We start from the raw sequence: 26786 nt of genomic DNA, 5'->3' as shown, positions 1-26786 counted from the left end.
TTTTACAACAGCGAGACCAGATCCCGGAGGACCGCCTCGGGGTCATCGGCCTTGACCACGCTCGACGCGAGGAGGACACCGCTTGTCCCGAGGTCGACGGCAATCTTGACGCATTCACCGGACTGGATGCCCGCCCCGGTCAGGACCCTCACGTCCGGGTTCACCGCCAAAACAGCGTTGACGGACCGCTCGATGATCCCCGGGTCGGCCTTCGAGACGGAGACGCCGCTCCCGATCAGTTCCGGGGGCTCGATCGCCACGTAGTCAGGCCGGAGCGACGCCGCCGCCGCGCTGGTTGAGTCGTTGTTCGTGCAGACGACCGACTCGAGGTGGAGCCTTCGTGCGATCTCGACGCAGGCCCCAATATCGGCCAGGGTGAGGCGGCGCTCGGAGTGGTTGATCAGGGTGCCGCGTGCGCCTGCCGACCGGACCGCCTCGGGGAGAATATGACCGGTATGAGCGCCGGGGGCGATCGCATCGATGTGCTGGGCGTAGACCGGGATTGCGTAGTGGTGGCTCATCGGGTGAAGCTCGGTGAAGACCGGGGCGACACCGATGACGACGCCGCTCTCTTCTGCCACGGTCTCGGCTGCAGCGGCGATCCGGTGAGCGTTGCTGCCCATTCCCTCCTTATAGGTCTTGAGATTGACCAGAACCAACGGTGAAACCATTATCCATCACGTCTGACTGATAGATTGCTTCCCCTGATATTAACTTGTGGGGATGCTCACCTCGAGAGCCCCCGGGTGAAATGCCCACCGGTGATACCCCCGAGTGCCCGTTGTTTCGCCTCATCCTTGAGCGCGGGGAGGATGCCGGCCTCACCCCGGCCCACGGCCTCGATCCCTGCCCGGTAGAGGCCGGTCATCTCCCCGGCGTAGCGGGGTCCCCTGCCTCGTGCATCGATGGCGACGGCGGAAATACCCATTGCGATGATATCGGGCAGGTGGTCGACGAGACAGGTCTCGACGGCGTTTGCAATATAGATCCGTCCCTCACCGTCCCACCGGAGCGGGAAGACACGTTTCTTCTGGTCCTCAAGCCCGATGAAGCGGTCGGCCCCGACCGCCGCTGTCAGCCGGTCCTCGGTCACCATCGCCTCGATGTTCCCCTGCACGAGCACCTCGAGTCCGGGAGCGTCCCCAACCGCCGCCGCGAGCCCTGCGAGGTCGGCGGCCGGGAGTTCGGGGGAGGCCGTGCAGCGCAGGAAGAGCGCCGCAAGTTCCCCGGCGGTCCGGTGATTCCAGACGTTCAGCCCGGCGGCGCCGTAGAGGTCCATGCAGGGTTCGGCCTGCCGGACCGCGTCCGCAGCCCCCATCCCGCCCACCATCACGCCGCGGACCCCTGTGCCGTAGAGCGACGGGAGGAGGGCTGCCGCCGCGTCGAGGAACCCCTGCCGGGTGATCGACGGCCACTTCCAGACGAGGTCGGCACCCGCATCCCGGCAGACGGCGGCGGCCTCTTTGAGGATTCCAGGGTCGGCGTCCTCGATATAGACGGTTCTGGCGCCGCCCCGGACGGCAGCCGCTACACCCGCAAGGGTGTCGGTGTAGACCGAGACCGATGGAAGTCGTCTCTCTCGTCCCGGCTTCTCCGTCTGCGTCAGGCCTGCGATCGCCGTTTCGGTCCGTTCCCGGGCTGCCTGCACCGCATCCGGTCCCGGGCGGTATGCGGCGAGGACGGCCTCCTCGACCCTTTCTAAGAATGAACGCCTGACCCGGTTCAACTCCCCGAGCGGCGCAAAAAGCCCGCCCGGGTAGCGGAGGTCCAGATTCCCGACCGTAAACGGCGTTCCCCCGGTCTTTTCGAACTGCTCCGCGATCTGATCCCCGGTGAGCGGCCGGTTCCGTGCCGGCTCCATCCGGAGGTCGGGACGGTAGCGCACTCGGAGCAGTTCGTTGCTGTTCTGTGTGAGGACACCCTCCAGGCAGGGCGTGCCGTCCTCCCAGATGACCGTGACGTCGATGGGCACCTGCGGCAGGGATTTTGCCATGATCTGTTTTGCCCGCTCCTCGAGATCGGCGCTCTTCGTCAGGAATACCCGGGCACCCGCCCCCACCGGCGCGGGGACCGAAAGGCGGACCGTGGCGTGCCGGACGGCGGGGGTGCCACGGACGACCGCGCCGATATCCTCTTCGGGGTCGTCCGTGCAGAACGCCAGCCCGTCGCCGGAGCGGGGCACGAGGTCGCCGACGAGGCGAACGGTCGCCTCCTGCCTCCGCGAGTCGTACCCAGTGACCGTGCCGAGGAGGACGCCCCGGTTCCCTGGCCGGTCGCGGGCCATAATATCAGAGGCGCCAAGGATGTAACCCTCCGTGAACTCCCGGTTGAACGCGAGGGCAAGGTCGCGCATCTCCTCGCTCGAGGGTGACCAGGCCTCCCCGGCGGCGATCGCGTCGAGGGCGTGCCGGTAGATGCTCACCACCGTCGCGACGTACTCCGGCGACCGCATCCTCCCCTCAACCTTGAGCGACGCCACCGGCGCAGACGAGAGGCGGTCGAGGCAGGGGTAGACCGCGAGGTCGCGCGTCGAGAGGAGGTAACGGTCCTTTTCGGACACGGCCCGGAGGTCCCTCGGGCGCCCGTAGTCATCCTTCTCGGCGGTCACGAGCCGGTAGGGTTTCCTGCACGGTTGGGCACACATCCCCCGGTTCCCACTCCGCCCCCCGATCACCGAGGAGAGGAGGCACTGGCCCGAGTAACAGTAGCAGAGCGCACCGTGGGCGAAGACCTCGATACCGACCCCCGGGACCTCCGCAATCCCCTCAATCTCGGGGAGGGTGAGTTCCCGGGCCAGGACCACGCGGGAGAACCCCTCCCGTGCGGCCCGGAGAACGCCTTCGCGGTTGTGGATCGTCATCTGGGTCGAGGCGTGGAGGGGGAGGTCCGGGACAACCTCCCGGGCGAGCGATGCCACCCCGGCGTCCTGCACCAGGACGGCATCGGCCCCGGTCTCGTAGAGCCAGAGAAGGTATCGGGCCACGTCGGGGAGTTCGGTCTCCCGGACGAGGATGTTTACCGTGACGTAGACCCTGACCCCCCGGAGATGCGCGTAATCGACGGCAGCACGGAGTTCTTCGTCGGAGAAGTTCGCAGCGTAGTGCCGGGCCCCAAACCGCCTCCCCGAGAGGTAGACGGCGTCGGCGCCGGCGGCGACCGCTGCGGACAGGGCCTCCGGCGACCCGGCCGGCGCAAGCAGTTCCGGTGACCCGGATCCCGGGTGATGATCGTGCGGCATCTGTTGGATACCATTCGCCCGGCCGGCCTATATACTCCACCCCGGCGGCGGGTATCCTTTTTGGGAAAGAAGACGATGTGGAGAGGAGTATGGACTGCGCAGGAGTTATCGGCTACGGGCACATGGGCAGGATGCTGGTGAAGGGTTTCCTCTCGTCGGGGGCGCTTTGTCCCGGCGAGATCGTGGTCGCGTCCCGGAGCCGGGAGAGCCGGGACATTTGCGCCGGCGCATGGCCCCGGATCAGCATCGCGGAGACGAACAGGGAACTCGCCCGGCGGTGCCGCACGATCATCCTCGCTGTTCGGCCGCAGGAGATCCGGGAGGTCCTCTGCGAGATCGTGCCGGTGCTCTCCAGGGGGGAGCACCTCGTCTCGCTCGCGGCCGGCGTCAGCCTTGAAGACCTTGAGGGGCTATATCCGGGGCCGGTCACCCGCGTCATCCCCACGGTCACCTCCGCGATCGGGAAAGGGACAACGCTAGTCTGCCACGGGCGGCGGGTGGGGAAGGATGACGCCCGCCGGGTGGAGGGGCTCTTCTCGTCCATCGGGAACGTGATGCGCGTCGGAGAGGCGGACCTCACGGCGGCCACGCTCCTCTCGAGCTGCGGGCCGGGACTGCTCGCCGCAATCATCGAGGAACTGGCCGGCGCGGCAGCCCGTGCGAGCGAACTCCCGCCGGACCGGGCGCTCGTGCTTGCAACGGAGATGGTCGCGGCCACGGCCGCCTACCTCCGGGAGACCGGCAAGGCGCCGGGGGACCTGATCGGGGAGGTTGCGACCGGCGGTGGGGTCACGGAGGCCGGGGTGGAAGGGCTCCGGGAACGGCTGCCGGGGGTCTTTGACGAGGTAGTCGCCGCCATGCTGGAACGTTGCGGTGCGGTGGGGAGGAGTTGACGGGAATGACCGGGCAGATATTTAAATGATGGAGCGATTATACTCCGGTGCGTATGAAGATCGTCGTCTCTGTGGAGGATGCCGGCGTTATCGACGAGGTGGTGGAGTACAACCCGACGTTCATCGAGGTCAGGCTCGACCGGATGGAGGGAGACCTGCTGGACCAGGTCCGTGCGATCCGGGAGAAGACCGCCATCCCCCTGATTGCCACGCTCAGGAGCAGGGAGGAGGGAGGGCGGTTCGTCGGGGACGCCGCTCTTTGGGCCCGAATCATCGAGCCGATAGCGCGATACGTCGATCTCGTTGACGTGGAGGCGCGCTGCCGGGACCACGCGCCGTTCATCAAGAGCCAGGGTGTCCAGATCCTCGCTTCGCTGCACACGGCAGAGATGCCCACCCTGCCGGAGCTCGGAAAGATCGAAGAGTTGCTCAGGTCCTACGGCGACATCCCGAAGATCGTCGTGAAACCCCGGACCCGGGACGACCTGGTCGAACTCGTCACGTTCACCCACCGGGCGCAGAAACCTATCTGTACAAGCATCATGGGCGCCGAGTTCCGCTCTGCCCGCGCAGTCCTGCCCCTCTTCGGGTCGGAGTTCGTCTTCTGCCATGCCGGCACCCCGACGGCCGAAGGGCAGTACCATATCCGGGAGATGCGGCAGCTCGCGGATCTGCTGAAGTGAGTATGGAAGATCTCACGATCCCCTTCACGTATCAGAACCGGATACGTGATAGTATGTCTACAACTTCTGTTTTCAGCATCCGTATCGATTCCCGGGTCCGAAAGATGATCGACGGACTGGACAATCCCGGCATGGCAGGATGAGGTTTGCACCTTCATCGAGCGGTCGGTACGAAGAAGACGCAAGGCCCAACTCCTGGCACGGGAAGCCCATCGCTCCTCAGGCGAAGGGCCTCCTGGCGCAGATCCGATCCGGGAGGATCGCGATCTCCGATAGCCTTGTGCTGGACTCGCGGCATCATCGCAGCGGTCTTCTTCCCGGAGAGGATCACACAGAGAGCAATGAGATCGTGGAGGATTGTACTATAGTCGATCTCACGGCCACGTGGTCCGGCTCGTGACCTGATGCCCGCGGCATACGATCTGGCGTGCAGCCACGGGATCACGGTCTACGACGCCCTCTTTCTTGCCGCTACGGTCCGGTGCGAGACCTGCCTGGTGACCGGCGACGGCAGGCTCCATGAGCGGCGAAGAAGGTAGTGGCCTCCCGGCTGGTCCGTTGATCGCGCGACCGGGTGGTCTGTCCGGGAGTATGAAGCGCCGTCCTAACGAACCGCCACACCTCGCACCTTGCGGTGCTCAAGCTCCGGCCCTCCAGCCCGTCGCACCCAGCCCCCGGTACTTCGCCTGCTCAAGCATCGCATCCATGATGACAAGCGCGAGCATGCACTCCGCGACCGGGACCACCCGTGGCGCGATGCAGGGGTCGTGCCTCCCCCCGACCGAGATCTCCCGCTCCGCCCCGGCCGTATCGACGGTCTGCTGGACCCGGCGTATCGAGGGCGTCGGCTTGACGGCGAGCCGGACGACGATCTCCTGCCCGGTGCTGATCCCGCCGAGGACGCCACCCGCGTGGTTGCTCGTAAACCCGGTTTCGCGAATGGGATCGTTCATCTCACTCCCGTAGAGCCGGGCGGCGGCGAACCCCTCACCTACCTCGACGCCCTTCACCGCGCCGATCCCCATCATCGCCCCGGCGATGGCAGCATCGAGCTTCCCGAATACCGGATCCCCGAGGCCCGCCGGACACCCGGCAGCCGTCACCTCGACGATCCCGCCCACGGAATCGCCGGCATCGTGGGCAGCACGGATCTCCTCTTCCATCGCTGCCGGCTCTGTCGCGCCGTGGACCTCGACGACCCTCCCCCGGACCGCGATGCCTTGGGGCTCAAGGCAACGGATTGCGACGGCGCCTGCCGCGACCCGTGCAAGGGTCTCGCGACCCGAACTCCGCCCGCCGCCCCGGTGGTCGCGGAGCCCGTACTTCGCCTGCCAGGTGTAGTCCGCGTGCCCCGGCCGGAAGACGTCCCGGAGCGCGTCGTAGTCCTCCGACCGGACGTCACGGTTGGCGACGACGAGCGCGATCGGGGCGCCGGTCGTCTTGTCCTCGAATGTCCCCGAGAGGATCTCCACCCGGTCGGCCTCCTGCCTCCCGGACTCAAGCGGGCTCTTCCCCGGCCGCCTCCGGTCGAGGTAAGGCTGGATATCCGCCTCCGTGAGGGCGACCCCCGGCGGGCAGCCGTCGACGACCACACCCACCGCCAACCCATGGCTCTCGCCGAACGTCGTGCACCTGAAGTTTCTCCCGAACGTATTCATGCAAGCATCTCCCGAACGAGTTCAGGCGTCACCGCGATCCCGGTGATCAGCCGGAACTGCTCCGCCGCCTGGTGGACGAACATCTCCGTGCCGGGTATCGTCTCGCACCCGGCCTCCCCTGCCGCCCTGATGAGGGGCGTTGCCGGCGGTGTGTAGACGAGGTCGAATACGGTCGTCTTCCGCTCGAGGTCGCAGGGGGTAAGCAGGCTCCGGGTATCGGGCTCCATCCCGACCGGGGTCGTGTGTACCACAACATCGGCGTCGCTCCCCTTGAACTCTTCCAGTGCCCCCCACCGGCACCTGAACCGGTCGGCGAGCGTCCTCGCTGCCTCCGGCCGTCGGGCAAGCACCGTCACGTCCATATCGAGCGAGAGGAGGGCGTAGACTGCCGCGGCCGCCGCACCCCCCGCGCCGAGGACCACCGCCCGGGCGCCCCGCCGGTGGGCGAGCGGGGCCCGCACGCCCACCCAGTCGGTGTTATGGCCGTACAGCCTTCCACCGCACCGCACCACGGTGTTCACCGCCCCGATCGCCGCTGCGTGCTCGTCGACCTCGTCGAGGTGGCGCATCACGTCAGTCTTGAACGGGATCGTGACCGATAAGCCCTTGAGCGGGAGGAGGGAGGCAAGGCGGACGATCGTCGCCGCGTCCGGCCACTCAAGAAGGGTGTAATGGTAGTGCATCCCGAAGTTTTCGAAGAGCCGGTTGTAGAGGAGCGGGCTCCTGCTGTGAGCGCACGGGTGGCCGGCGATGGCGCAGACCCGGAGGCCTGGGTCCCGTTCGAGCATATCCCGCAGGGCCACTAGCCCGAACCGCTCAAGGAGGGTGTCGCGGTCACGTCTCTCTCCGGGAGAGATGCCGTCCTCCCCGGCAATCTGCCGGAGGATCACCCCTGCGACCTCGCGGGGCGGGCGGGTGCCGGTATCGATGCAGGTATCGGCCGCACCGATGTATGCCTTCTTCCTTTGGGCGAGGAGCGTGCGCACCTCCTCGGCCGGCGAGAGGTCGGTCAGCCCCGGCCGGTTGCTCCCGGCGATCCGCTCAACGATTATCTCGGGCGCGGCCGAGAGGAGGTAGACCCTGCCGTGCCGCCGGAGGTCCGCGACGTTTGCCGGGTCCATGACCGCCCCCCCGCCGGTGCTGATCACGCCCTCCACATCCCAAAGCGACGCGATCACCTCCCGCTCGAGAGCGCGGAAGCCGGCCTCCCCGTGTTGCCGGAATATCTCCGGGATCGGCATCCCTACCAGTTGTTCCACCAGCGCATCGGTATCGAAGAACGGCAGCCCGAGGCTGTTCGCGAGGATGCGGCCGACCGATGTCTTTCCGGTCCCCCGGAATCCGGTGAGGGCGACCTTCACAGCAGGCCCTCCTTGTAGAGCGCCTCCCAGAAGCCGGGGAAGGACTTCTCCACGCATTCGGGGTCACGGATCGCCATACCCCCGACCGCGAGGCCGAGCACGGCAAACGCCATCGCCGTCCGGTGATCGTCGTGCGGGTCGACGGCGACGCCGTGGAGGGGCGCGGGGGTGATCGTGAGGGAGTTCTCCCCGACCTCGACTCCTGCCCCCATCCTCCGGAGGGTATCCGCCGTCACCCCGACGCGGTCGCTCTCCTTGTATTGCAGGTGCGCCGTCCCGGTGATCGTCGTCGGCGACGCTGCGACTGCCGCCACCGCCGCGAGCGTCTGGACGGTGTCGGGGGACGAGGACATATCGATCTCGATCCCGGCAAGGTCGTCCGCTCGCTCCACCGTCACCACGTCTCTCCCTGCGGTGACCCGGCACCCCATTGCCTCGAGGGCATCGAGGAACCGGCGGTCACCCTGGACCGACGCCGGGTTCAAGCCTGTGACCGTGGCCCGCCCCCCGCAGACGGCCGCGACCGCGAAGAGGTAGGAAGCCGATGAGTAATCGCCCTCGATCCGGTAAGCCCTCCCCTGGTAGGGGACGCCGCTCTCCACCCGGAACCAGTCGTAGCCCCGCCGATCGAGGCGGGCGCCGAACCGGAGCATCACGTCCGCGGTCACATCGAGGTAGGACCGCGAGGCCGGGGTTGCCGGGAGCGCGAGCTCCACATCGTTATCCGCGTAGGGCGCCGCCATCAGGATGGACGATATAAACTGGCTGCTTACGCTCCCGTCGATCTCTGCCTTCCCGCCGCGGAGCCTGCCGGAGATGCGGATGGGCGGGTAACCGGGCTCACCGGTGAACGTGACCTCCCCGCCGAGCGTGCGGAGCGCCCCGGCAAGGGGGCCGACCGGCCGTTCGAGCATCCTCGGGCTCCCCGTCAGCACCACCGGGTGCTGCGAGAGGAGCGCCGCCGAGGCGAGGAGCCGTAGCGTCGTCCCGGAGTTCCCGCAGTCGATGGTGACCTCTCTCGCCGCCGGGAAGGCGCCGCCGCACCCGGTGACGGCAATCTTCCCCGGCAGCCACTCGAGAGATACGCCGAGGGTATCGAGCCCCCGGGCGGTCAGTTCCGTATCGACAGCGCGCAGCGGCCCTTCGATACGCGTTTTTCCCGCGGCGAGCGCTCCTGCTATCAGCGCCCGGTGGGTGTAACTCTTGGAGGGCGGAGCCTCGAACATCGCATCGACCGGTCCGGTCTGCGATACCCTGACGATCATATACCCGGCACCTCCATGCGGGCGTAGCATCCGAGTTCCCTGACACTGGTCATGCTTTTGAGTTCCTCCCTTGCCTCCTGCAACCCTTCCGAGACCTCGAGGTCGATGAAGAAGACATACTTCCCGATGCCCCGCCGCGACGGCCGCGACTCGATCCGGGTCAGGTTGATCCCGCGCCGGGCGAAGACTCCGAGGATATCGGCGAGGAGGCCGACCCGGTCGGTATCAGGGTCCACGAGGAGGCTGCACTTCGTGCATCCCGCGGAAGCGCGGGGAACTGAGGATATCTCTACGAATCGGGTGGTGTTCTCCCTGCTGTTCTGGATATCCCGGACAACGACGGGAAGACCGTAGATCGTCGCCGCCATCTCCGGGACGACCGCACCGGCGTCCTCGTCTCTCTGCATTGCGACCGCGCTTGCGGCGTTGCTGCTCGTGTGCACGACCTCGACACCGAGGCGGTCGAGGATGATGGAGCACTGCTCGTGCGTCTGCGGGTGGGCGTAGATGACCGAGAGGCGTGTGGGCTCCCCGCGGGCCGCGAGGTGGTGCCGGACAGGCATGTAGGCCTCTCCGGTGATGGAGACGCCGAACTCCAGGAGCCCCTGGAGCGTCTCCCCCACGCCGCCGGCCTCCGAGTTCTCGATCGGCACGAGGCCAGTTGCCGCGCCGCTCGCCACACGCTCGATGATCGAGCGAATGGTCGGCAGGAGTTCGATATCGTCACCATAGAGTGCGGCGGCGAGTTCGTGGCTGAACGTCCCGGGCGGCCCGAGTGTTGCGACGGTCATCGGTTCACCACATGGTTGATGAGGTCGTCCGTCTCTGCCGTCGCGGCGCCGAGGTATGAGGCGTAGTAAGCAGCATTCTCTGTGAAGAACGCCTGGAATCGCTCGTCATCGCCGGACTCCACAATCGCGCGGAGCGTCCGGACCGCCTCCTCGAACTCGCTGAGCACCTCCGGGACGACCGGGTTCATCTGGAGGATGTCGCCGTAAAGCCCGGGGTCCTGGGCGAGGAGGCGCCCGACGAACCCCAGCTCGATCCGGTAGACGGGGCTCGTGAACGACAGGGTCTCTCCGACGTCGGTACCGGTCCGGCGGATGGCCTCCGCCTTTGCGAGCGTTATGAAGTGAGTGAGCCCCTGGATCACCGCCATCATCCGGTCGTGGGCCTCAGGCGTCGAGAGGGTGATCGCCGCCCCCTGGTCGCGGAAGATGGAGAGGAGGCCTTCGAGGGTCTCAGGCCCGCACCGGGCCGGCGTCGCGACGATTGTCTGGCCCCGGAGCGATGCGGCGCCCGGCCCGAACATCGGGTGGAGCCCGATCACCTCCGCGCGCGATTCGAGCATCGCACGGACCGGTTCGACCTTGAGGGACGTCAGGTCGCAGAAGACCTGCTCCTCCGACAATAACCCTGCGACCTCCCGGATCACCCCGACGGTGACGTGGATCGGCACCGAGACCATGACGAGGTCCGCCATCTCCGCGACGTCCCGGTTGGTGAGGGAGGTCTTCGTCCCTGAGACGATCACCTCCCAGCCGGCTTCCTCAAAGACTCCCGCAAAAAACCGCCCCATCTGCCCCGTGCCGCCGATGATACCTGCAAGCATCGCCGTCACTTCTCCAGGATCGTCTCGGCGACGGCGATGCCGAAGTGCCGCCCGCCCTCCGCGATGCTGCCGAGCACTCTGTCGCCTACCGCGAGGTTCGCAACCGATACGGCCGACCCGTCCTCTCGAACAAGCCGGATCGTCTCGGCATTCTGGAGGACCAGGCTCACGGTTGCGTCGCCGGCCTTCGCCTCGACGAGGAGGAGGGGGCGGCGCTCGATCTTCACCCGGCCGACGACCGCATCATGGGTCGCGCCGGTATGCTCCGCAACGAGCACCGTATCGCCTATCGCGAGGTCGGCGAGGTATGCCGTCTTCCCGTTGGGGAGGAGGATGTAGGCATGCACCGCCCCGGCGTTCACCCGGAACGGTCGCGGCGCCACGTAGGGGTTCTCCAGGGTCTCGGGGTGGACGAGCAGGAACGCCGAGGAGGTGTTGCCGACGAGCATCCCCTCCCCGTCGGTGAGGAGGGAGCAGGTGTCCACACAGACCCGGTCTCCCATTCCGACGGGGACGATCCGGGTCACCTCGAACGTCGTGAGGGGAACCGCTGCGCCGGCGCCGGCGACCGTCTCTGCAACTCGCCGGATCTCCGCCGGGTCGTCGGTCGAGAGGAGGATTCCTGCCGTCCCGCGCTCGAGGGCGGTCAGGGCGAGCGTCGCCTCATCCGCGTTCGTGACCGCGGCGATGATCCGGCTCGATTGCGCAACGAGGTTCTCGAGCGGTATGACCGTCCAGTCCCGTGTCCGGACGATGACAGGGCCCCGGGCCGCGAGCCGGAGCGCCTCCTCTTCGGTCGCCTTATCGACGATCTCGATCTCGAAGACGTCTTTTCCCGGGACGAGGTCGCCGTTCTCTGCGACGGTCGTCACTCGCCCGAGTTCCCGCACGTGCTCTGCGTCGTCCACCACCAGGGTGTCGGCACCGCTCTCGATCGCGGCGGTCGCAAGATTCTTCCTCCACGGCCTGATATCGACCCAGAACTGCTTCATCGCTCCGTCCCCAGTGCCTCGGCGGGGCTTACGCCCCCATGCACCACCCGCGCGATCGCGCCTATGAACCGGCCGGGGTCTTCGCGCTGGAAGGCGTTCCTCCCCATGCAGACACCCGCCGCGCCCGCCCCGATGGCGTCCCGGATGGTCGTAAGCGTCTCGAGGTCCCCACCCTTCTCGCCGCCGGCGATCATCACCGGCACCGAGCAGGCCGCGGTGATCCGGCGGAATGTCTCCGGGTCGCCGGTGTAGGTTGTCTTGATCAGGTCGGCCCCGAGCTCTTCGGCCACCCGGACACAGTGTCCGATCGCCTGCGGCGAGGTCGGGTCAATCCCCTTGCCGCGGGGGTAGATCATGATCAGGAGCGGTATCCCCCAGCGGTTGCAGTCCCGCACCACCGCGCCCGCCGACTCGATCATCCTTGATTCGTTCGGGGCGCCGAGGTTGATGTGGATCGAGACCGCATCGGCGCCGAGCGCGACCGCCTCCTCCACGGTGCAGACGAGCACCTTATCGTTCGGGTCCGGGTTCATCGATGTGCTTGCGGAGAGGTGCACGATGAGGCCGATATCCTTCCCGTGCTTCCGGTGTCCTCCCTTCACCATCCCCTTGTGAAGGACGATGGCGTTTGCTCCCCCTTCGCTCACCGCGTTGACGGTCTTGGTCATGTTGCAGAGCCCCTCGATCTGGCCCATCGTGAACCCGTGGTCCATCGGGATGATCACGGCGCGGCCGGTGTTTCTGTCCATTATCCGCTCGAGGCGGATCTCTTTGCCTATCATCTTCTCACGTCCTCAGAATCTCCATCGCTTCTTCTGCCGACCGCCCCTCGTGGACGATCACCGCCGCGGCACGGATCAAGCGGTCGGGTGCCGGGTGCTGGAAGGCGTTCCTCCCGATCGATATCCCGGCGGCTCCTCCTTCCATCGCGCCCTCGATGAGGTCGAGGATCGCGCGTTCGTCGGTCTTCGAGCCTCCTGCGACCACGACCGGCACCGGGCACCCTTGCGTCACCTCCCGGAACGAGTCCGCATCGCCGGTGTAGACGGTCTTGACGATATCAGCGCCGAGTTCAGCGGCCACCCGTGCGGAGAGTTTGACGCATTCAATGTCGTGCTCGTCCGCGACCTTCCTGCCCCTCGGGTACATCATCGCAAGGAGCGGCATCCCCCACTCCATGCACTCGACGGCGACCCGCCCGAGGTCTGTAAGCATCCGTGCCTCGGAGTCGGCCCCGACGTTGATATGCACCGAGACACCGTCGGCGCCCATCTTCAGGGCGTTCGTGACGGTATTCACGAGCACCTTCTCGTTCGGGTCCGGGCCGATGCTGGTGCTCGCCGAGAGGTGCATGATCAGGCCGACATCCCGTCCATGCCCACGGTGCCCGTGCAGTGCAAGCCCCACGTGACCGATCACCGCGTTCGCCCCCCCTTCGGCGATGAGGTCGATGGTCCTTCCGACGTCGACCAACCCCGGGATGGGGCCGAGCGTCACGCCGTGGTCGAGCGGCACGATGATGGTCCTGCCGGTATTTCGATCCATGATACGTTCCAGACGAATCTCTTTTCCTCTCATAATCAAGATCCTCCCGGATTTGAGCGATTACCGTCATCCCGGGAATGATTTAAAACGGGGTAAAATAGCGATAGAACGCTGCCGCTCCGAAATTACGGACATCGGCGATAAAAAACTGGCTGGTTGCTCCTGCGGGGGTGGTTACTTCGTTAGCCGAGGTAAAAACATTCACCGGCGAAAAAACATTCACCACGCATTAGGTATGTTGTTACGCGTGCAAGTATAAAAATATGCCGGATCTTCGTGCATGAAGAGAATCCGGGACGAACCGGTCCCCGGGGAAAAAATATGGAAGAGGGTCTTACTTCCGGCCCTTCTTGAACGATATAACGTCGCCGACGGTCATGGTCACCCGTCCCGGCCCGCCGACGGAGGTGCTGTCTTCGGCCGAGTCAATCAGCCTGATATCGAGAGCTTTCTCGAGTTTTCGCCGGACGTCGTCTTCAGGGATGAGGTCTCCCTTCTCTATCTTTTTGACGAGGAGCTCGCGCTCCCTGATTGCCTGTGCAAGGTCGAGCGTAGACCATTCTTTCCCTTCACGGGCGACCCGGATCCGGTCGGCGTAATCGCTGACGAGCTCGCCTTCCATCAGGTCGAAGACGTCCCGCGGCCTCCTCCGGGCCTGTGGAACGGCGACACCCGGTTTCGTCTGCGGGGCACCCCTTCGTCGCGGTTGCTGGACTTCTGTACCGTGTTTTGCGCATCGGAGGCAGACACAGAGTTCTGCACCTTCGATCTGGATGGTTTTCGACGGTCCTTGTATGGGAGCGCCGCATAGTTCACACTGCATAAGTCTCGCAAACAACTTTATATTCATTTTAACCTATATAATTATTCGAGGAGACCCATGGGAGATATCGTTCGGCAGGCGCCAGAGAAGGATACCGGTGAAGACATCTACCAGTATCTCCTGGAACGGATTACAAACCTCGAAAACCGAAACCTGGAGCTACGCGAGCAGTTCCGTCAGATGGAGTCCGAAAAACGATATATTGAGACCCAGAAGATCCGTTACGAGCGCGAGCTCAGAAAACTCAAGAGCGAGATCGAACAGCTCAGAAGCCCTCCTCTCGTGATCGGGACCGTTACCGACGTTATCGACAACAGCCGGGTGATTGTGCGCAGCAGCGCAGGGCCACGATTTTTAGTCCGTACGTCACAACTTATCGACCCCGATCTCCTCAAACCGGGTGTGAGATGCACGCTCAACCAGCAGTCCCTGGCGATAGTGGATGTGCTCCCAACAAGCTACGACGCGCAGATCTACGGTATGGAACTGGTCGAGTCCCCGGAGGAGACTTACGGGAAGATCGGCGGCCTCGAACCGCAGATAGAAGAGGTCAGGGAAGCTGTCGAGCTCCCCCTGACAAAGCCGCAACTCTTTGAGAAGGTCGGCATCTCCCCGCCGAAGGGCGTGCTGCTCTACGGCCCGCCCGGCACGGGAAAGACGCTCCTCGCCCGGGCGGTGGCCCACCAGACGAACGCACACTTCCTCCGCGTGGTGGGCTCGGAGCTGGTGCAGAAGTACATCGGCGAGGGGGCCCGCCTGGTCCGGGAGCTCTTCGACCTCGCGAAGCAGAAGTCGCCGTCAATCATCTTCATCGACGAGATCGATGCGATAGGTGCACACCGGAACGACTCGACGACCTCCGGGGACCGGGAGGTCCAGAGGACGCTGATGCAGCTCCTCGCGGAGATGGACGGTTTTGACAACCGCGGGGACGTCAAGATCATCGCCGCCACGAACCGGATCGATATCCTCGACCGCGCCCTCCTCCGCCCGGGCCGGTTCGACCGGATGATCGAGATACCGCTCCCCGACCACGCAGGAAGGCTTGCGATCCTGCAGATCCATACCCTGCACATGAACCTTGACAAGGACGTCAACCTCTCGGAGGTCTCCCGGCTCACCGAGGGGAAGAACGGCGCCGACCTCCGGGCAATATGTATGGAAGCGGGCATGTTCGCCATCAGGATGGAACGCGACGCCGTCAACAGCGACGACTTCATGAAGGCAATCGACAAACTCTCGGTGGACTTCGACCGCCACCACTTCCACACGACCTTCGGCGAGATGTTCGCCTGAAGGGCGTTTCCTTTTTTGCGCACGTCGTGTTGAATCCGATGAGGAGACACCCGGCAAAGTTTCTCTCAGAACTGGGGCTCATAATCGAGCGATACGCTCTGGCCGTCGCGATCAATCCCTCAGAGATGCAGTATCTCGCCTGATGCAATCCCTTTTTTCTGTTAAAGCGGCTGCCCTACGCGATACGAGTCCTGACGGGGCTGATGGTCCGACACCCGGGTGGCGCTATGGGTGAGCCGCACCCGTTTACAAACCGGGCAGCATGACGATCACGCCTTCCGGGCAGACGTGGGAACAGAGGCTGCACCCGTCGCACCGATCTCTCTCGATCGCGACGCGCTGGTCGACTATCGATACCGCATGGTATCCCCCGTCGCGGCAGGCCTTCACGCACCGGCCGCAGGATATGCACCGCTCGGGGAATCCTACGGCTGCAAACCGGTAAATGCTCCTCGATAAGGATGCATGTGTCCCGATGCGGGGGAGGGCGCGGCCCCTGAGTGCCCCGACTCCCGCAAACTGCTTCTCTGCAAGGTATCCCGACAGACCTCTATCCATCTCACGGACGATCCCTGCCCCTTCCCACATCACCGCCGTACATACCTGGACCGCCGACGCCCCGGCCGCTATGTACTCGGCAGCGTCCTGCCACCGGGAGATGCCGCCGATCCCCATGAGAGGGACCGGGAGCTCCCGGGCAATCTGCGAGATCACCTTTAGGCCGATCGGCTTCACCGCGGGCCCCGAGTACCCGCCGTAGGTGCTCGCCCCGGCAACCGAGGGGCGCGGTTCGAGCGTATCGAGGTCGATGCCCATGAGGCACTGGACCGTGTTGATGGCCGAGAGGATATCGGCCCCGGCGTCGACCGCGGCCGCGGCAACCGGCATGATATCCGTCACGTTGGGGGTGAGCTTGACGATCAGGGGAACCGCGGCGACCTTCCGCACCGCCCGGGTCACCTCGCGGACCAGGTCGGCGTGCTGCCCGATGGCCGCACCGACCCCCCGCTCCGGCATCCCGTGGGGACAGGAGACGTTCAGCTCGATCGCATCCGCCCCGGCGTCCTGCACGGTGCAGGCGAACTCCTGCCATTCTTCCGGATCGGGCGAGGCCATGATGCTCGCAACGAGGACCCTGTCCGGGTACTCCCTCCGAATGGCGGCGATCTCCCCGGACCAGTAGGACTCATCCTTCCTGCTTAAGAGTTCGATGTTCTCAAAGCCGAGGAGTCCAGAACTCTCGTCTTTCCAGGCTGCAAAACGGGGTGAAACATCCTGGATCTCCATCGCATCCGGGACGATGGTCTTCGTGACCGCACCCGCCCAGCCGAGCCGGAACGCGCGCCGGATCTGCTCGCCCGATGCGGTCGGCGGACCCGAGGCGAGCAGGAACGGGTTCTTGAGCGTAAGCGGACCTACGGTGGTTTCGAGGGAGAGATCGGGTACGGACATGGATTTTTCCTCATCTGAAGTGTGCTGGAGTTCCTTATGGACGTTATTATCCGGCAGGGTTCTTCCCCGTCCCATGTTCACCATTCGTCGCCACCTCGTAGAGCCCCGAAACAATAACGGGCTCATACGAAGTGGAGCCGGGCGATTTATCTTCCGGGGTTGAAGGGGCGGAGCGAGAAGACCCCGGCCTGAAGGCCGGGGATGAAAGCGGAGCCTCTTCGTCATATTCCCGACGAATTACCTGAAAATAGATATTATTATAAAGACACGTAATACTTGTATGCTTCAAGCCTACAAGTATCGGATGTATCCCAACCGGGAGCAGGTTGCATCCCTCCTGCAGCACATCCATGCCTGTCGGTTTGTGTATAACTCTTCTCTGGAACAAAAGATCCGGGCATACGAACAGGAAGGTCAAAAACTCTCCTGCTTTGACCTGAACACCCGCCTTCCCGCCTTCAAGGAAGAGCATCCGTGGCTCAAGGAGGTCAACTCTCAATCACTCCAGAGTGCCAACAAGAACCTCGACAATGCCTTCACCCGGTTCTTCCGCGAGAAGAAAGGGTTTCCCCGGTTCAAGTCAAAGAAGAATCCGGTACAGTCCTTTCAGGTACCCCAGCATTACACCGTGGATTTCGAGCGAGGTCAGATCAAACTCCCGAAAATCGGTGAGGCCAAGACAACTCTCCACCGGACATTCACCGGGAAGATGAAGTATGCAACGGTCTCGGTGACTTCGACCGGGAAATGGTTCATCAGTATCCTCGTCGATGACGGGAAACCCGAACCCGCACCGGTACCGTTTGCTCTGGATACGACGCTCGGGATTGATGTTGGCCTGGCCGATTTCGCCACCCTCTCGACCGGGGAGAAGGTTGAGAACCCCCGGTTCCTGAAAAACTCTCTCCAGCGCCTGAAGGTATTGCAGCAGCGAGTATCCCGGAAGGTAAAAGGATCGAAGAATCGGAAGAAGGCGATCCAGCAACTTGCCCGGTGCCACGAGAAGGTCGCCAACCAGCGGAACGAGTTCCTGCACAACCTCTCTAATCGAATCGTGAGCGAGAACCAAGCGATAGCAGTGGAATCGTTGAATGTCGCCGGTATGCAGAAGAACCATTGCCTTGCCCGGAGCATCTCCGATGCATCGTGGAGCACGTTCTTCACGATGCTGGAGTACAAGTGCCGGAAGTACGGCAAGACGCTCCTGAAGATCGGGAGGTTTGAACCATCATCAAAGATATGCAGCACCTGTGGATACCTCAAGCGGGATCTCACCCTTTCGCATAGAGAATGGGTGTGTCCTGACTGCGGCACTCACCACGACCGCGACATCAACGCGGCGATCAATATCAAAAAATTCGCTCTCCAAGATCAGAATCTTGTTGGAGTAGCAGGTGTGGAACGCACCGTCGAGCCTGTGGACTCGCTCCCGATGGGGAGGAGAATGAAGCAGGAAGCCCCGCCCGAGAGGCGCGGGGTAGTTCACACGCGGTTGAGGAAAAAACCTGCAGGGGCGGTAATGAGAAAGGGTATCGGAACGGGATACACACGCGCGCAGCACACCCGGACTTTTCACAGCTCTCTCACTCCCGGAGAAGTATACTCATCATCAATGCATGGCCGGGGACCCGGCCGTGAACGTCTCTCTCAGTCCCGAACGACGCTCCGGGGTTAGATCGCTCGCGAGGAGGCCGAAGACCAGGCGATCGTAATATCCGTCCCCGGCATGCCAGTATTGCCGCTGGGTACCCTCGAGAACAAAGCCGCATCTCTCCATCACCCGCCGCGATGCCATGTTACCTGCGACGGTATCGCCGTTCAGCCGGTAACCGTCGAGCGCGGTGAACGCGAAGAAGACCAGGAAGGTGCAGGCCAGGGTGCCGTAACCTCTTTTCCAGTAGGTATCGTCGAGTTGGTAACCGATCAGGAACGATCTCGGGCTGTAATCGACCGGCAGAAGTGCGCACTGCCCGACAAAGTCCCCGGTGCGCTTCATTCTTACCGTGAACAGATGGTGATCCGGCGTTCTTCCCTCCGCAAGCGCTGCCTGCATCTCCTCGATCAGGGGGAGGAAATAGGAGCGGGTGGCCTCTTCTGTGTTCGGCCCGAAGAACATCCACCTGCAGACCGACGCCTTCGCGAGCATCCGGGATATGTCGGGGAGGTCGTGCTCGGTACAGTAGGAGAACCTCAAATCCCCGCCGATCCAGCTCTGCTGCATGTATCAATCTTCGCCCTTTCCCTATATAGGAGGAGAGCGTTCTGCGATGAGGAGGGCATCCCGGCGGAAGAGCGGGAGCCCGAGCACCGATGGAATGCAAACGAATATCGTCTTTCCCGGAAAAGCGCCTTGGACGACTTCGCGAGTGTCGATACCCTCCTGAGGGGAACAGGCAATGAAATGTTTTAACATATCTCTCGAACTCGATCCCGAATTTGAAGATGCCTGGCCTGGTAAAAGTGTCGCACCCTACAATCCGGGACGGTATCAGGACGTGCTTCCATCCGTAGACAGGGCTCTTGAACTTAATCCGGAGTATGCTGTGGTCTGGTGGATGAAGGGGGAGGTTCTGTCAAGTCCGGGCAAACCTGATGAGGCCGATCATTGTTACGCCAGGGCTCAGGAGATAAATCCGCGTTTTTCCAGAACTTAGAGATCTGTTCAAACCCATTTCCAGGTCTTCACCTCTACCCTGCTGGGATTGGTGCTGGGCCCGGTTTGCCCCCGGGATCGGCCTTTTTCCTCGGCATGTCCCCCCCTGCAGTGGACCATGGTGGCTATTGCCTTTGGGGGAACGACTGGCCGAAGGGTGTGACTGCCGGGACGCGCGACGGTTCTAATGAACCGGAGCACGAGCATCGCAGGTGCGCAGTCCGGTGACGCACAATTCCTGCCGTCCCGCTCTACCCGGCCGGGTACTCGTCTTCGGCGCACCAGACCTCGAGCATCGTATCGTCGGGCTCCGTCCGGTCGGCATACGCCTCCGGCGTCGTGCCCTCGTCCATCCATATGGTATCCGCCATGTGGTCCCCGGAGATCCGGTAAAGGCAACGGTACCGCCACGGGTGAGCGGGTTTCACGTCCCGCTCGTAGATCTGCCGGGCAAGCCCTGACGAGTAGAAGGTTCCTTCCTCAGGCTCGAAGAGGACTTCCTCGACGTAGCGCTGGATATACCACCGGAGTTCGGAGACGAGGGCAAGCGCACTCCCGAGCGACGCGGTCCGGATGCGTATGCCGTAGACCAGCCGATCAGGCTGGTAAAAACGAAGAGCTCCCCTGCTGGTCTCGGACTTGAGCAGGGTGGCGTAGAGGTCAACCCCCTCCGGCTGAATGAGGAGGACGTTCATTGCATACCTGATGGGCCGGAGAGAGCGATAAGAGTTCCTGAATGCTGGGGGATGGACGAATCCCCATCAGAGATACATGCGGCTGTCGGGTATCGCCACCTCGCGCTTCACCTTCTTGATCGCCGCGAGGAAGTCTGCCTGGTCGACGGCATCGGCGTCCCGCCGGATCGCCAACATCCCGGCCTCGCGGCAGACCGCCTGCAGTTCCGCACCGGTGGTGTTCCCGGCGAGTTCCGCTATCCCGGGCAAGTCCACATTCCCGGCAAGCGTCATCTTCGCGGTGTGGATCTTCAGGATCTCGAGGCGTGCTCCGGCGTCGGGGAGCGGAACCGCGATGATCCGGTCGAACCGGCCCGGGCGGAGGAGGGCCGGGTCCAGCATATCGATGCGGTTCGTCGCCGCCATGATCCGGACGTTGCCGCGGTTCCCAAACCCGTCCATCTCGGCGAGCAGCTGCATCAGCGTTCTCTGGACCTCGGCGCTGCCGGAGGTCCCGTCATTGGTGCGCATGCTCCCGATCGCATCGATCTCGTCGATGAAGACGATCGCCGGAGCGCGTTCGCGGGCGAGGATAAAGAGTTCGCGCACGAGCTGCGCGCCCTCCCCGATGTATTTGTGGACGAGCTCGCTTCCGGACATCCTGATGAACCGTGCCTTCGACTGGCGCGCAACCGCCTTTGCGATGAGGGTCTTCCCGGTCCCCGGCGAGCCGTAGAGGAGGATGCCTTTCGGGGGCTCCACGCCTATGCGCTCGTAGATCTCGGGTTTCGTGAGCGGGTACTCGACCGCTTCCCTGACCTCCTCGATCTCCTCTTTCAGGCCGCCGACCTGCTCGAACGTCACGTTCGGCTGTTCGTCGAGTTCCATGACCCTGACCCTCGAATCGTAGATATTGCCGATCGTCTTGACGATGGAGAGCGTATTGTTCACCGCCACTTTCATCCCTGGTTTGAGGGTGCGGTGGAGTTTTTCGTTGACTACAGTGACATATTCCTGGTTGTTACCCTGCTGCCGGAGATACACTTCGCCGTTCTCAAGCACATCGACCACAGCGGCAACAAACAACGGCACCTTCTTGAGCTGGCTGTTCTCTTTTCTGAGTTGAAGGAGTTCCTTTTCGAGCAACTCATTTTTAAGTTTGTAATCCAGGATCTGTGCCTTTAAATCCTGAACCTGGAGGGCAAGCATATCGTGTTCGCTGCCAGGAGTGCTGCCAATGGTTTCGTCCATGTTACTCATATAGTTGGATCTCCAACCACATTATAATGTGGTGGCAGTGAAGATGCAGGGCAGAAGTATATCCAGGGGTGTTGCGAGCGGGGACCTCCTCGTCTCGTCCGAACCCATATCATTCCTCTCGGGTGTGGACCCCGAGACCGGTACCGTCGTCGAGTGCGAGCATCCGCTCGAGGGTCAGTCCATCGCCGGGCGCGTTCTGGCGTTCCCGTATGGAAAGGGATCGACGGTCGGATCCTACGTGATCTACGCGTTAAAGCAGAACGGTTGTGCTCCTGCGGCGATCATCAACACGGAAGCCGAGCCCATCATCGCGGTCGGGGCGATCATCGCGGGGATCCCGATGGTCGACCGCCTCCCGCCGGAGTTCTCCAGTCTCGCCCCCGGCATCCGGGTGACGGTGAACGGGGATACGGGCGAGGTCTCCTCGGACTGAGACCGCGTGAGGGCTGCTGTGGAGACCTATTACGAGATCCTAAACATCTCCCCCGACGCCGCACCCGACGAGATCCGGGCGGCGTACAGGAACCTTGCGAAACAGTATCACCCGGACGTCAACCCGGACCCGGGTGCGAGCGAGCGGTTCATCGCCATCCAGCAGGCATACGAGACACTGATCGACCCGGACGCCCGGGCGCGCTACGACCTCGCCCTCCGGGGAGGTGCCAGTTTTGCACCGCATGACCCGTTCCGCAGCCAGGCGGCCGGGGAGAACGGGCAGACGGCGTGGGCGCCGGGGTTCTCGTGGCGAGGGGAGGTGCCCGTGTCCGGAATCGGCAGGCTTGGCCTTGCCCTCCTTCTCTTCTTCGGGGGCATCCTGATCGCTCTCATGCTCGCGCTCTCGCTCCTCTTCCGCGTTGCCGCGGGCGGCAAGCGGCAGTAGTTCCCGCTCCCCGGAGGAGTCCCGGGGATACCCTGTCGCAGGTTCGGGAGAGTGAGGAGCCCCCGGCCTCCGGCTCCCGTATTCACGGAAACCTTATCTGGTGGAACCTCCCTCACCGGGTTATTGCGCAGGGTGATCACCCTGGGTGAGCGTGATCCGTATGGAGAAAGTGAAACGATACCGGTGCAAGTACTGCAACTACATCTACTCGCCGCTACGGGGCGAACCCCACCGGGGCGTTCCGGAAGGCACTGCGTTTGAGGATCTGCCGGAGGACTACGTATGCCCGGTCTGCGGTGCGACCGGCAAAGGGCCGATAGGAACATGGGGGTTCGAACCCTGGGAGCCGACGAGGTACGTCTGCAAGATCTGCGGCTACGTGTATGATAAAAACCGCGGGGAACCGCTCCGTGGCTACCCGAAAGGCACTGCATTTGAGAATCTGCCGGAAGACTACGTATGCCCGGTCTGCGGGATGGACCCAAGGATCACGAGTTTCCACGGGCCGGTCGGCAAGGCGCAGTTCGAGCCAATCCTGGATATCTGAGGCGGCCCGACCTGCCTCTCTCCCGGTTTTGTGCGAGCACCGCATACCTCCCGCGGCGACACCCATTTCTCGATGGCCGCGACAACAGTACGGGCAGGAGCTGATCCGTAGGACAAACCGGTCTTCTCAAATAGTGGCGAACGCACTATTTCTTAGCGAACACGCGGCCACCATAACATGGACGTGCCGTCGAGAGATGCATGGCGGGAAAAATACGACCATATAACGTGCAACGGCAGATGGTGTCGGATGGATTTCTTCGGTAATATTCTGGGTCAGGGGAAGAACGCGAACCCCTCGATAAAGCAGGGAACCGCTCAGTTTGAGGCCGGGAACTACAGTGAGGCAGTGAAGAGTTTCGAGAAGGCGCTCAAGATCGATCCGGAGAACGGCCCGGTCCGGCTCTCCATGGGTCAGGCGCTCGCCTGCCTCGGCCGGGACGACGAAGCCCTGGTCTGGCTGAGAAAGGCGCTTGAGTCGGCTCCGGGCGAGGCAGGGACACTGCGGGCACTTGGGCACGCCCTCGCCCGAACCGGCAACTATGAGGAGGCGGCAGGATGTTTTTCGAAGATCGTCGAGGGAAAACCCGCGGACACGGACGCCTCTTACTGGCAGGGGGAGATGCTTGAACGGCTCGGCCGGTATGCCGACGCGGCAGCAGCCTACAGGCGGGCGCTGGACGGAGACCCGGAGAATGTCGTCCTCCGTGAGATACTCGGGAGGATGCTCGAACGGGCCGGTGACTTCCGGGAAGCGGCGGCCACCTTCGAGAGGATCTTCAGGGCGAATCCTGACAGTACCGATGCGCTCGCAAAGAAAGGGGCTGCTCTCCTGTACCGGGGGGACTACCCCGATGCCGTCGAGACGTTCGGCCGGGTGCTCGATACGGAACCTCGCAACCTCGACGCACTCTACGGCAAAGCCCTGGCTTTCGAGCATCTCGGCCGGTTCAGGGACGCCGCCGGCTGCTATGGAGAGATCGTCGCCGTCAATCCGGGGAATATGCCTGCCTGGTATCACCGCGGTTCACTCCTCCTCAGGGCTGGAGACTATACCGGCGCGATGGAATGCTTTGATAAGGTCGCCCTCGCCGATCCGGATCATATCCCGGTCCGGTACTCCATGGGGCTGGTCTACGATACACTCGGCCGCTACGATCGGGCGGTCAAAAGTTTCGACCAGATCCTGAAGCACGATCAGGGTCAGGGCCAGGTGTGGTACGCCCGCGGCATGGCGCTCTTCCGCCTCGGCCAGTACGCCGAGGCGATCCGGTCGTTCGACCGGGTGCTCGAGAACCAGTCGATGACCGGGATGAAGTGGATCGGGAGCGGCACCGACCTTGCGCTCTTCGAGAGAGACGGGTCTGGGGGTCCCGGGAAGCAGAAGCCGTCGAGTATCGATACCCGAAACGAGATCATCCTGAACTGCCGGGGGGTTGCGCTGCTCAACCTCGGGCGCTATGCGGAGGCGCAGGAGAACTTCGAACAACTCCTCGAGGCCGACCCGGGAAACACCTCCGCGCTGCTCCAGAGCAGCATCGCACTCGTCCGTCTCGGCAGGTATGACGAGGCCAATCGTCGCCTTGATGTAATTCTTGCGAAAGAGCCGCATAACATCGCCGCCCGCTCGATGAAAGCGGACGTCCTCGAAGACCTCGGCAGGTACGACGATGCCCTGGCGTCTCTTGACCGGGTACGGGACACCGCTGGCGACGACCCGCACACCCTGCACCGGAAGGGGAATGCCCTGATGCACCTCTCACGGTATGCAGAGGCGGCGGAGACGTTTGATGTCCTTCTTGCGGCCAACCCCGGGGATACGGCAGCGGAGAAGAACCGGGGAGACGCACTCATGCACCTTGGCAGGTACGAGGAGGCGTTCGCCTGTTTTGACCGGGCGCTCCTCGGGGCCCCGGCCGATCGGGCTGCCCTCCTTGGCCGAATCACGGCGCTCGAACACCTGGGACAATACGAGAAGGCGCTCGAGTCCATCAACCGGGTGGCGGAGGCAGGTCCCGGGATACTTACACGGAAAGCCCGGATCCTCGAGGGTCTCGGGCGCTATGCGGAAGCCGCCGACTGCTACGAGACGCTCCTTGCAGCCAATCCGGATGCCGGGGGAGACCTGATGAACCTCGGGATCACCCTCGCGGCGCTCGGGCGGTACGAGGAGGCCGCCGAGCGGTTTGAGCAGGTCACCCTCGCCGACCCGGAAGACCTCTTTGCATGGCTTAACCGGGGCCGGGCCCTGGAGAGGATGGGGCAGTACGCGGATGCAGCGGAGTGTTATGCGAAAGTGACCGCCGGGCGGCCGGAAGATATCGGTGCCTTCTTTGCCCTCGCCGTCGCCCTCGCGCGGCTTGGCAGGCACCAGGAGGCGATCGAGTGCTGCGACCGGGTGCTCGCCTCCGACGCCTCGAATGCGGCGGTCACAAAGATCCGGGCGGATATGCTGGAGGCCGTCGGCAGGCACCAGGAGGCGGCCGAAGCGTACGAGCGTTACCTGAAGATCTCTCCCGACGACCGGGATGCGAGAATGGCGTTTGGGATGGCGCTTGAGCGGGACGGGAAGTTCGGCGACGCAATCAGACAGTATGCGCTGGTGCTCGAAGGCGATGAGCGCGACGCTGAGGCGTGGTACACCCTCGAGAGCGCCCTTGTGCATATGGGCCGGTATGACGAGGCGCTGGAGTGTTCCAACGGCATCATCGAAGCCAGCCCGGAGAACCGGGCTGCCTGGCAGCGGCGCGGGGAGATCTTCATGTGGCTCGGGCGTTACGTCGATGCGGTGGAATGTTTCGAGAAGGTGATCAGGGCCGATCCGGCGGATACCCTCACCCTGCGGAGACTCGGGGAGGCGCACGAGAAGGCCGGCAGGCACGAGGATGCGCTCGACGTCTATACGCGGGTGCTCGACCGGGAACCGGCCAGCATCGAGACCCTCCATGCCCGCTCATCGGCCCTCATCCATCTTGGCCGTTACGGGGAGGCGGTCAGGTCGATCGACAAGATCATCGTCATCCAGGCTGATAACCCCGCCGCTCTCTTTATGCGGGGAGCGGTGCTCGAAAAGGCGGGCAGGTACGATGACGCCCTGATGAGTTACAAGAAGGCAGTCGAGATCGACCCGAAGAACGCGGCTATCTGGAACGTCACCGGGATGCTCATGGATACGCTCGGACGACATGCCGATGCCGTCAGTGCGTTCGATACGGCGATCGGACTGGGCGGTGGGGACATTCACACCTGGCTCTGCAAGGGGCTCGCTCTCGGTCACCTGGGCAGACACGATCAGGCAGGCGCATGCTTCGATAAGGTCCTGGAGATGGACCCCCGGCATGCCCGGGCATGGTACCTGAAAGGAAGAGCGCTTGATCGACAGGGCAGGTTTGCAGAGGCAGTGGAATGCTTCGGCAAGGCGCTCGAGAGCGGGGGAGAATTATGAGGAGAAAGCAGGTGTATTCCGTCCTCCTGATCGCGTGCGCCTTGATCCTTGCCTCAGGCTGCGTTGCGAGCGACGGCGGGCAGGCGGTGGTGAAGCCCGGGGATACTGTGAGGGTCCACTACACCGGAACACTCGAGAACGGGACGGTCTTTGACAGTTCCGCCGGACGTGAGCCGCTCGAGTTTGTCGTCGGCAGCAATGCGGTGATCCCCGGGTTTGATGCGGGTGTCGTCGGGATGCAGGTCGGAGAGACGAAGACCATCCATGTTCCTGTCGACCAGGCCTACGGGCCGCACCGGGAGGAACTCGTCTTTGTCGCCGACCCGGCCGAGATCCCGGGGGGCGAGAACCTGACCGTCGGAGACCAGGTCGGGATAACCCTCTCAGGCGGGCAGGTGCTGCCCGGGAGGGTCGCCGGTGTATCTCCCGACGCGGTCACCATCGACGCGAACCACCACCTTGCAGGTGTTGACCTCACGTTCACCGTCACGCTCGTTGAGATCGGGTAAA

The 26786-nt window shown here is 63.8% G+C and carries 26 protein-coding genes; 11 read left to right on the top strand and 15 right to left on the bottom strand.

Annotated features, from left to right (window positions below; genetic code table 11):
* Nucleotides 1-2: 2 nt before the first annotated feature.
* Nucleotides 3-671, bottom strand: a complete 669-nt coding sequence (tpiA, locus tag PLN84_RS01890; protein ID WP_292382810.1) for a triose-phosphate isomerase — start codon at nt 669-671, stop codon at nt 3-5.
* A gap of 56 nt (nt 672-727) precedes the next feature.
* The gene (locus PLN84_RS01885) at nt 728-3238 is read right to left on the bottom strand and encodes a U32 family peptidase (RefSeq protein WP_292382811.1); all 2511 of its coding nucleotides are present in this window, start codon (nt 3236-3238) and stop codon (nt 728-730) included.
* An 89-nt stretch (nt 3239-3327) separates the two neighbouring features.
* Between PLN84_RS01885 and PLN84_RS01880 the strand changes: the two genes are divergently transcribed.
* From PLN84_RS01880 to PLN84_RS01870, 3 genes are all read left to right on the top strand, one after another.
* On the top strand, nt 3328-4131 hold the full coding sequence (locus PLN84_RS01880; RefSeq protein WP_292382812.1) for a pyrroline-5-carboxylate reductase: 804 nt from the start codon (nt 3328-3330) through the stop codon (nt 4129-4131).
* A gap of 53 nt (nt 4132-4184) precedes the next feature.
* Nucleotides 4185-4814 (top strand): type I 3-dehydroquinate dehydratase, encoded by a 630-nt coding sequence (locus PLN84_RS01875; RefSeq protein WP_292382813.1) that lies wholly within the window; start codon nt 4185-4187, stop codon nt 4812-4814.
* Nucleotides 4815-5218: 404 nt separating this feature from the next.
* Entirely contained in the window at nt 5219-5353 is a 135-nt protein-coding gene (locus PLN84_RS01870; protein WP_292382815.1) for a hypothetical protein, read from the top strand.
* 99 nt (nt 5354-5452) lie between these two features.
* Here PLN84_RS01870 and PLN84_RS01865 read toward each other — a convergent pair whose 3' ends face one another.
* The 9 genes from PLN84_RS01865 to PLN84_RS01825 all read right to left on the bottom strand — a co-directional run bounded on the left by PLN84_RS01865 (nt 5453) and on the right by PLN84_RS01825 (nt 14070).
* On the bottom strand, nt 5453-6472 hold the full coding sequence (locus PLN84_RS01865; RefSeq protein WP_292382816.1) for a chorismate synthase: 1020 nt from the start codon (nt 6470-6472) through the stop codon (nt 5453-5455).
* Nucleotides 6469-7833 carry a shikimate dehydrogenase gene (gene aroE / locus PLN84_RS01860; RefSeq protein WP_292382817.1) on the bottom strand — a complete coding sequence of 455 codons (1365 nt, stop codon included), beginning with the start codon at nt 7831-7833 and terminating at the stop codon, nt 6469-6471. Before aroE ends, PLN84_RS01865 begins: the two co-directional genes overlap by 4 nt.
* A complete protein-coding gene (aroA, locus tag PLN84_RS01855; protein WP_292382818.1) occupies nt 7830-9098 on the bottom strand; it encodes a 3-phosphoshikimate 1-carboxyvinyltransferase in 1269 nt (422 codons plus the stop codon). The genes aroE and aroA overlap by 4 nt, the downstream gene beginning before the upstream one ends.
* Complete coding sequence (locus PLN84_RS01850; RefSeq protein ID WP_292382819.1) at nt 9095-9889, bottom strand: prephenate dehydratase domain-containing protein; 795 nt, start codon at nt 9887-9889, stop codon at nt 9095-9097. Before PLN84_RS01850 ends, aroA begins: the two co-directional genes overlap by 4 nt.
* On the bottom strand, nt 9886-10710 hold the full coding sequence (locus PLN84_RS01845) for a prephenate dehydrogenase/arogenate dehydrogenase family protein (protein WP_292558573.1): 825 nt from the start codon (nt 10708-10710) through the stop codon (nt 9886-9888). The genes PLN84_RS01850 and PLN84_RS01845 overlap by 4 nt, the downstream gene beginning before the upstream one ends.
* 5 nt (nt 10711-10715) lie before the next feature.
* On the bottom strand, nt 10716-11702 hold the full coding sequence (locus tag PLN84_RS01840; protein WP_292382822.1) for a 3-dehydroquinate synthase II: 987 nt from the start codon (nt 11700-11702) through the stop codon (nt 10716-10718).
* Complete coding sequence (locus PLN84_RS01835) at nt 11699-12484, bottom strand: 2-amino-3,7-dideoxy-D-threo-hept-6-ulosonate synthase (RefSeq protein ID WP_292382823.1); 786 nt, start codon at nt 12482-12484, stop codon at nt 11699-11701. The genes PLN84_RS01840 and PLN84_RS01835 overlap by 4 nt, the downstream gene beginning before the upstream one ends.
* A 4-nt stretch (nt 12485-12488) precedes the next feature.
* A complete protein-coding gene (locus PLN84_RS01830; RefSeq protein WP_292382825.1) occupies nt 12489-13280 on the bottom strand; it encodes a 2-amino-3,7-dideoxy-D-threo-hept-6-ulosonate synthase in 792 nt (263 codons plus the stop codon).
* 301 nt (nt 13281-13581) lie between these two features.
* Nucleotides 13582-14070, bottom strand: coding sequence for a multiprotein bridging factor aMBF1 (locus PLN84_RS01825; RefSeq protein WP_292382826.1), 489 nt, complete (start codon nt 14068-14070; stop codon nt 13582-13584).
* A 57-nt stretch (nt 14071-14127) separates the two neighbouring features.
* On the opposite strand from PLN84_RS01825, the gene PLN84_RS01820 reads away from it, so the two are divergent.
* Nucleotides 14128-15366, top strand: a complete 1239-nt coding sequence (locus PLN84_RS01820) for a proteasome-activating nucleotidase (RefSeq protein WP_292382828.1) — start codon at nt 14128-14130, stop codon at nt 15364-15366.
* A gap of 246 nt (nt 15367-15612) precedes the next feature.
* Here PLN84_RS01820 and preA read toward each other — a convergent pair whose 3' ends face one another.
* Nucleotides 15613-16818, bottom strand: coding sequence for an NAD-dependent dihydropyrimidine dehydrogenase subunit PreA (preA, locus tag PLN84_RS01815; RefSeq protein WP_348531873.1), 1206 nt, complete (start codon nt 16816-16818; stop codon nt 15613-15615).
* A gap of 280 nt (nt 16819-17098) precedes the next feature.
* Between preA and tnpB the strand changes: the two genes are divergently transcribed.
* Complete coding sequence (tnpB, locus tag PLN84_RS01810; RefSeq protein ID WP_292558570.1) at nt 17099-18493, top strand: IS200/IS605 family element RNA-guided endonuclease TnpB; 1395 nt, start codon at nt 17099-17101, stop codon at nt 18491-18493.
* Here the strand turns inward: tnpB and PLN84_RS01805 are convergent.
* A complete protein-coding gene (locus PLN84_RS01805) occupies nt 18428-19039 on the bottom strand; it encodes a GNAT family N-acetyltransferase (RefSeq protein WP_292382832.1) in 612 nt (203 codons plus the stop codon). The two genes, tnpB and PLN84_RS01805, sit on opposite strands and share 66 nt — an antisense overlap.
* A 175-nt stretch (nt 19040-19214) precedes the next feature.
* Between PLN84_RS01805 and PLN84_RS01800 the strand changes: the two genes are divergently transcribed.
* Complete coding sequence (locus PLN84_RS01800; protein ID WP_292382833.1) at nt 19215-19472, top strand: hypothetical protein; 258 nt, start codon at nt 19215-19217, stop codon at nt 19470-19472.
* 250 nt (nt 19473-19722) lie between these two features.
* On the opposite strand, the gene PLN84_RS01795 is transcribed toward PLN84_RS01800, so the two are convergent.
* Together PLN84_RS01795 and PLN84_RS01790 are read right to left on the bottom strand one after the other, a co-directional pair.
* On the bottom strand, nt 19723-20166 hold the full coding sequence (locus tag PLN84_RS01795; RefSeq protein ID WP_292382835.1) for a DUF5804 family protein: 444 nt from the start codon (nt 20164-20166) through the stop codon (nt 19723-19725).
* A 66-nt stretch (nt 20167-20232) separates the two neighbouring features.
* Nucleotides 20233-21405 carry a proteasome-activating nucleotidase gene (locus PLN84_RS01790; RefSeq protein WP_292382837.1) on the bottom strand — a complete coding sequence of 391 codons (1173 nt, stop codon included), beginning with the start codon at nt 21403-21405 and terminating at the stop codon, nt 20233-20235.
* Between the two features lie 43 nt (nt 21406-21448).
* Between PLN84_RS01790 and PLN84_RS01785 the strand changes: the two genes are divergently transcribed.
* The 5 genes from PLN84_RS01785 (at nt 21449) to PLN84_RS01765 (ending at nt 26785) form a co-directional block, all read left to right on the top strand.
* A complete protein-coding gene (locus PLN84_RS01785) occupies nt 21449-21838 on the top strand; it encodes a DUF126 domain-containing protein (RefSeq protein ID WP_292382839.1) in 390 nt (129 codons plus the stop codon).
* A gap of 18 nt (nt 21839-21856) precedes the next feature.
* Entirely contained in the window at nt 21857-22285 is a 429-nt protein-coding gene (locus PLN84_RS01780) for a DnaJ domain-containing protein (RefSeq protein ID WP_292382840.1), read from the top strand.
* 160 nt (nt 22286-22445) lie between these two features.
* The gene (locus PLN84_RS01775) at nt 22446-22832 is read left to right on the top strand and encodes a rubredoxin (protein WP_292382842.1); all 387 of its coding nucleotides are present in this window, start codon (nt 22446-22448) and stop codon (nt 22830-22832) included.
* Nucleotides 22833-23081: 249 nt separating this feature from the next.
* Entirely contained in the window at nt 23082-26276 is a 3195-nt protein-coding gene (locus tag PLN84_RS01770) for a tetratricopeptide repeat protein (protein ID WP_292382844.1), read from the top strand.
* Nucleotides 26237-26785 carry an FKBP-type peptidyl-prolyl cis-trans isomerase gene (locus PLN84_RS01765; protein WP_348531872.1) on the top strand — a complete coding sequence of 183 codons (549 nt, stop codon included), beginning with the start codon at nt 26237-26239 and terminating at the stop codon, nt 26783-26785. The genes PLN84_RS01770 and PLN84_RS01765 overlap by 40 nt, the downstream gene beginning before the upstream one ends.
* Nucleotide 26786: the final 1 nt, after the last annotated feature.

It is taken from the genome of Methanoculleus sp. (assembly GCF_035363275.1).
GTDB lineage: Archaea > Halobacteriota > Methanomicrobia > Methanomicrobiales > Methanoculleaceae > Methanoculleus.
Note: the sequence above shows the minus strand (reverse complement) of the source record. Positions and strands in the feature narration are given on the sequence as shown.

What these genes read in the sequence shown, in the direction of transcription:
- PLN84_RS01770 (WP_292382844.1), top strand. Translation starts at nt 23,082, where the DNA reads ATGGATTTCTTCGGTAATATTCTGGGTCAGGGGAAGAACGCGAACCCC.
- PLN84_RS01775 (WP_292382842.1), top strand. Translation starts at nt 22,446, where the DNA reads ATGGAGAAAGTGAAACGATACCGGTGCAAGTACTGCAACTACATCTAC.
- PLN84_RS01845 (WP_292558573.1), bottom strand. Translation starts at nt 10,710, where the DNA reads ATGCTTGCAGGTATCATCGGCGGCACGGGGCAGATGGGGCGGTTTTTT.
- PLN84_RS01850 (WP_292382819.1), bottom strand. Translation starts at nt 9,889, where the DNA reads ATGACCGTCGCAACACTCGGGCCGCCCGGGACGTTCAGCCACGAACTC.
- tpiA (WP_292382810.1), bottom strand. Translation starts at nt 671, where the DNA reads ATGGTTTCACCGTTGGTTCTGGTCAATCTCAAGACCTATAAGGAGGGA.
- PLN84_RS01880 (WP_292382812.1), top strand. Translation starts at nt 3,328, where the DNA reads ATGGACTGCGCAGGAGTTATCGGCTACGGGCACATGGGCAGGATGCTG.
- PLN84_RS01835 (WP_292382823.1), bottom strand. Translation starts at nt 12,484, where the DNA reads ATGATAGGCAAAGAGATCCGCCTCGAGCGGATAATGGACAGAAACACC.
- PLN84_RS01800 (WP_292382833.1), top strand. Translation starts at nt 19,215, where the DNA reads ATGAAATGTTTTAACATATCTCTCGAACTCGATCCCGAATTTGAAGAT.
- PLN84_RS01830 (WP_292382825.1), bottom strand. Translation starts at nt 13,280, where the DNA reads ATGAGAGGAAAAGAGATTCGTCTGGAACGTATCATGGATCGAAATACC.
- tnpB (WP_292558570.1), top strand. Translation starts at nt 17,099, where the DNA reads ATGCTTCAAGCCTACAAGTATCGGATGTATCCCAACCGGGAGCAGGTT.
- preA (WP_348531873.1), bottom strand. Translation starts at nt 16,818, where the DNA reads ATGTCCGTACCCGATCTCTCCCTCGAAACCACCGTAGGTCCGCTTACG.
- PLN84_RS01795 (WP_292382835.1), bottom strand. Translation starts at nt 20,166, where the DNA reads ATGAACGTCCTCCTCATTCAGCCGGAGGGGGTTGACCTCTACGCCACC.
- PLN84_RS01875 (WP_292382813.1), top strand. Translation starts at nt 4,185, where the DNA reads ATGAAGATCGTCGTCTCTGTGGAGGATGCCGGCGTTATCGACGAGGTG.
- PLN84_RS01790 (WP_292382837.1), bottom strand. Translation starts at nt 21,405, where the DNA reads ATGAGTAACATGGACGAAACCATTGGCAGCACTCCTGGCAGCGAACAC.
- PLN84_RS01765 (WP_348531872.1), top strand. Translation starts at nt 26,237, where the DNA reads ATGCTTCGGCAAGGCGCTCGAGAGCGGGGGAGAATTATGAGGAGAAAG.
- PLN84_RS01865 (WP_292382816.1), bottom strand. Translation starts at nt 6,472, where the DNA reads ATGAATACGTTCGGGAGAAACTTCAGGTGCACGACGTTCGGCGAGAGC.
- PLN84_RS01805 (WP_292382832.1), bottom strand. Translation starts at nt 19,039, where the DNA reads ATGCAGCAGAGCTGGATCGGCGGGGATTTGAGGTTCTCCTACTGTACC.
- PLN84_RS01785 (WP_292382839.1), top strand. Translation starts at nt 21,449, where the DNA reads ATGCAGGGCAGAAGTATATCCAGGGGTGTTGCGAGCGGGGACCTCCTC.
- aroA (WP_292382818.1), bottom strand. Translation starts at nt 9,098, where the DNA reads ATGATCGTCAGGGTATCGCAGACCGGACCGGTCGATGCGATGTTCGAG.
- PLN84_RS01840 (WP_292382822.1), bottom strand. Translation starts at nt 11,702, where the DNA reads ATGAAGCAGTTCTGGGTCGATATCAGGCCGTGGAGGAAGAATCTTGCG.
- PLN84_RS01820 (WP_292382828.1), top strand. Translation starts at nt 14,128, where the DNA reads ATGGGAGATATCGTTCGGCAGGCGCCAGAGAAGGATACCGGTGAAGAC.
- PLN84_RS01885 (WP_292382811.1), bottom strand. Translation starts at nt 3,238, where the DNA reads ATGCCGCACGATCATCACCCGGGATCCGGGTCACCGGAACTGCTTGCG.
- PLN84_RS01870 (WP_292382815.1), top strand. Translation starts at nt 5,219, where the DNA reads ATGCCCGCGGCATACGATCTGGCGTGCAGCCACGGGATCACGGTCTAC.
- PLN84_RS01825 (WP_292382826.1), bottom strand. Translation starts at nt 14,070, where the DNA reads ATGCAGTGTGAACTATGCGGCGCTCCCATACAAGGACCGTCGAAAACC.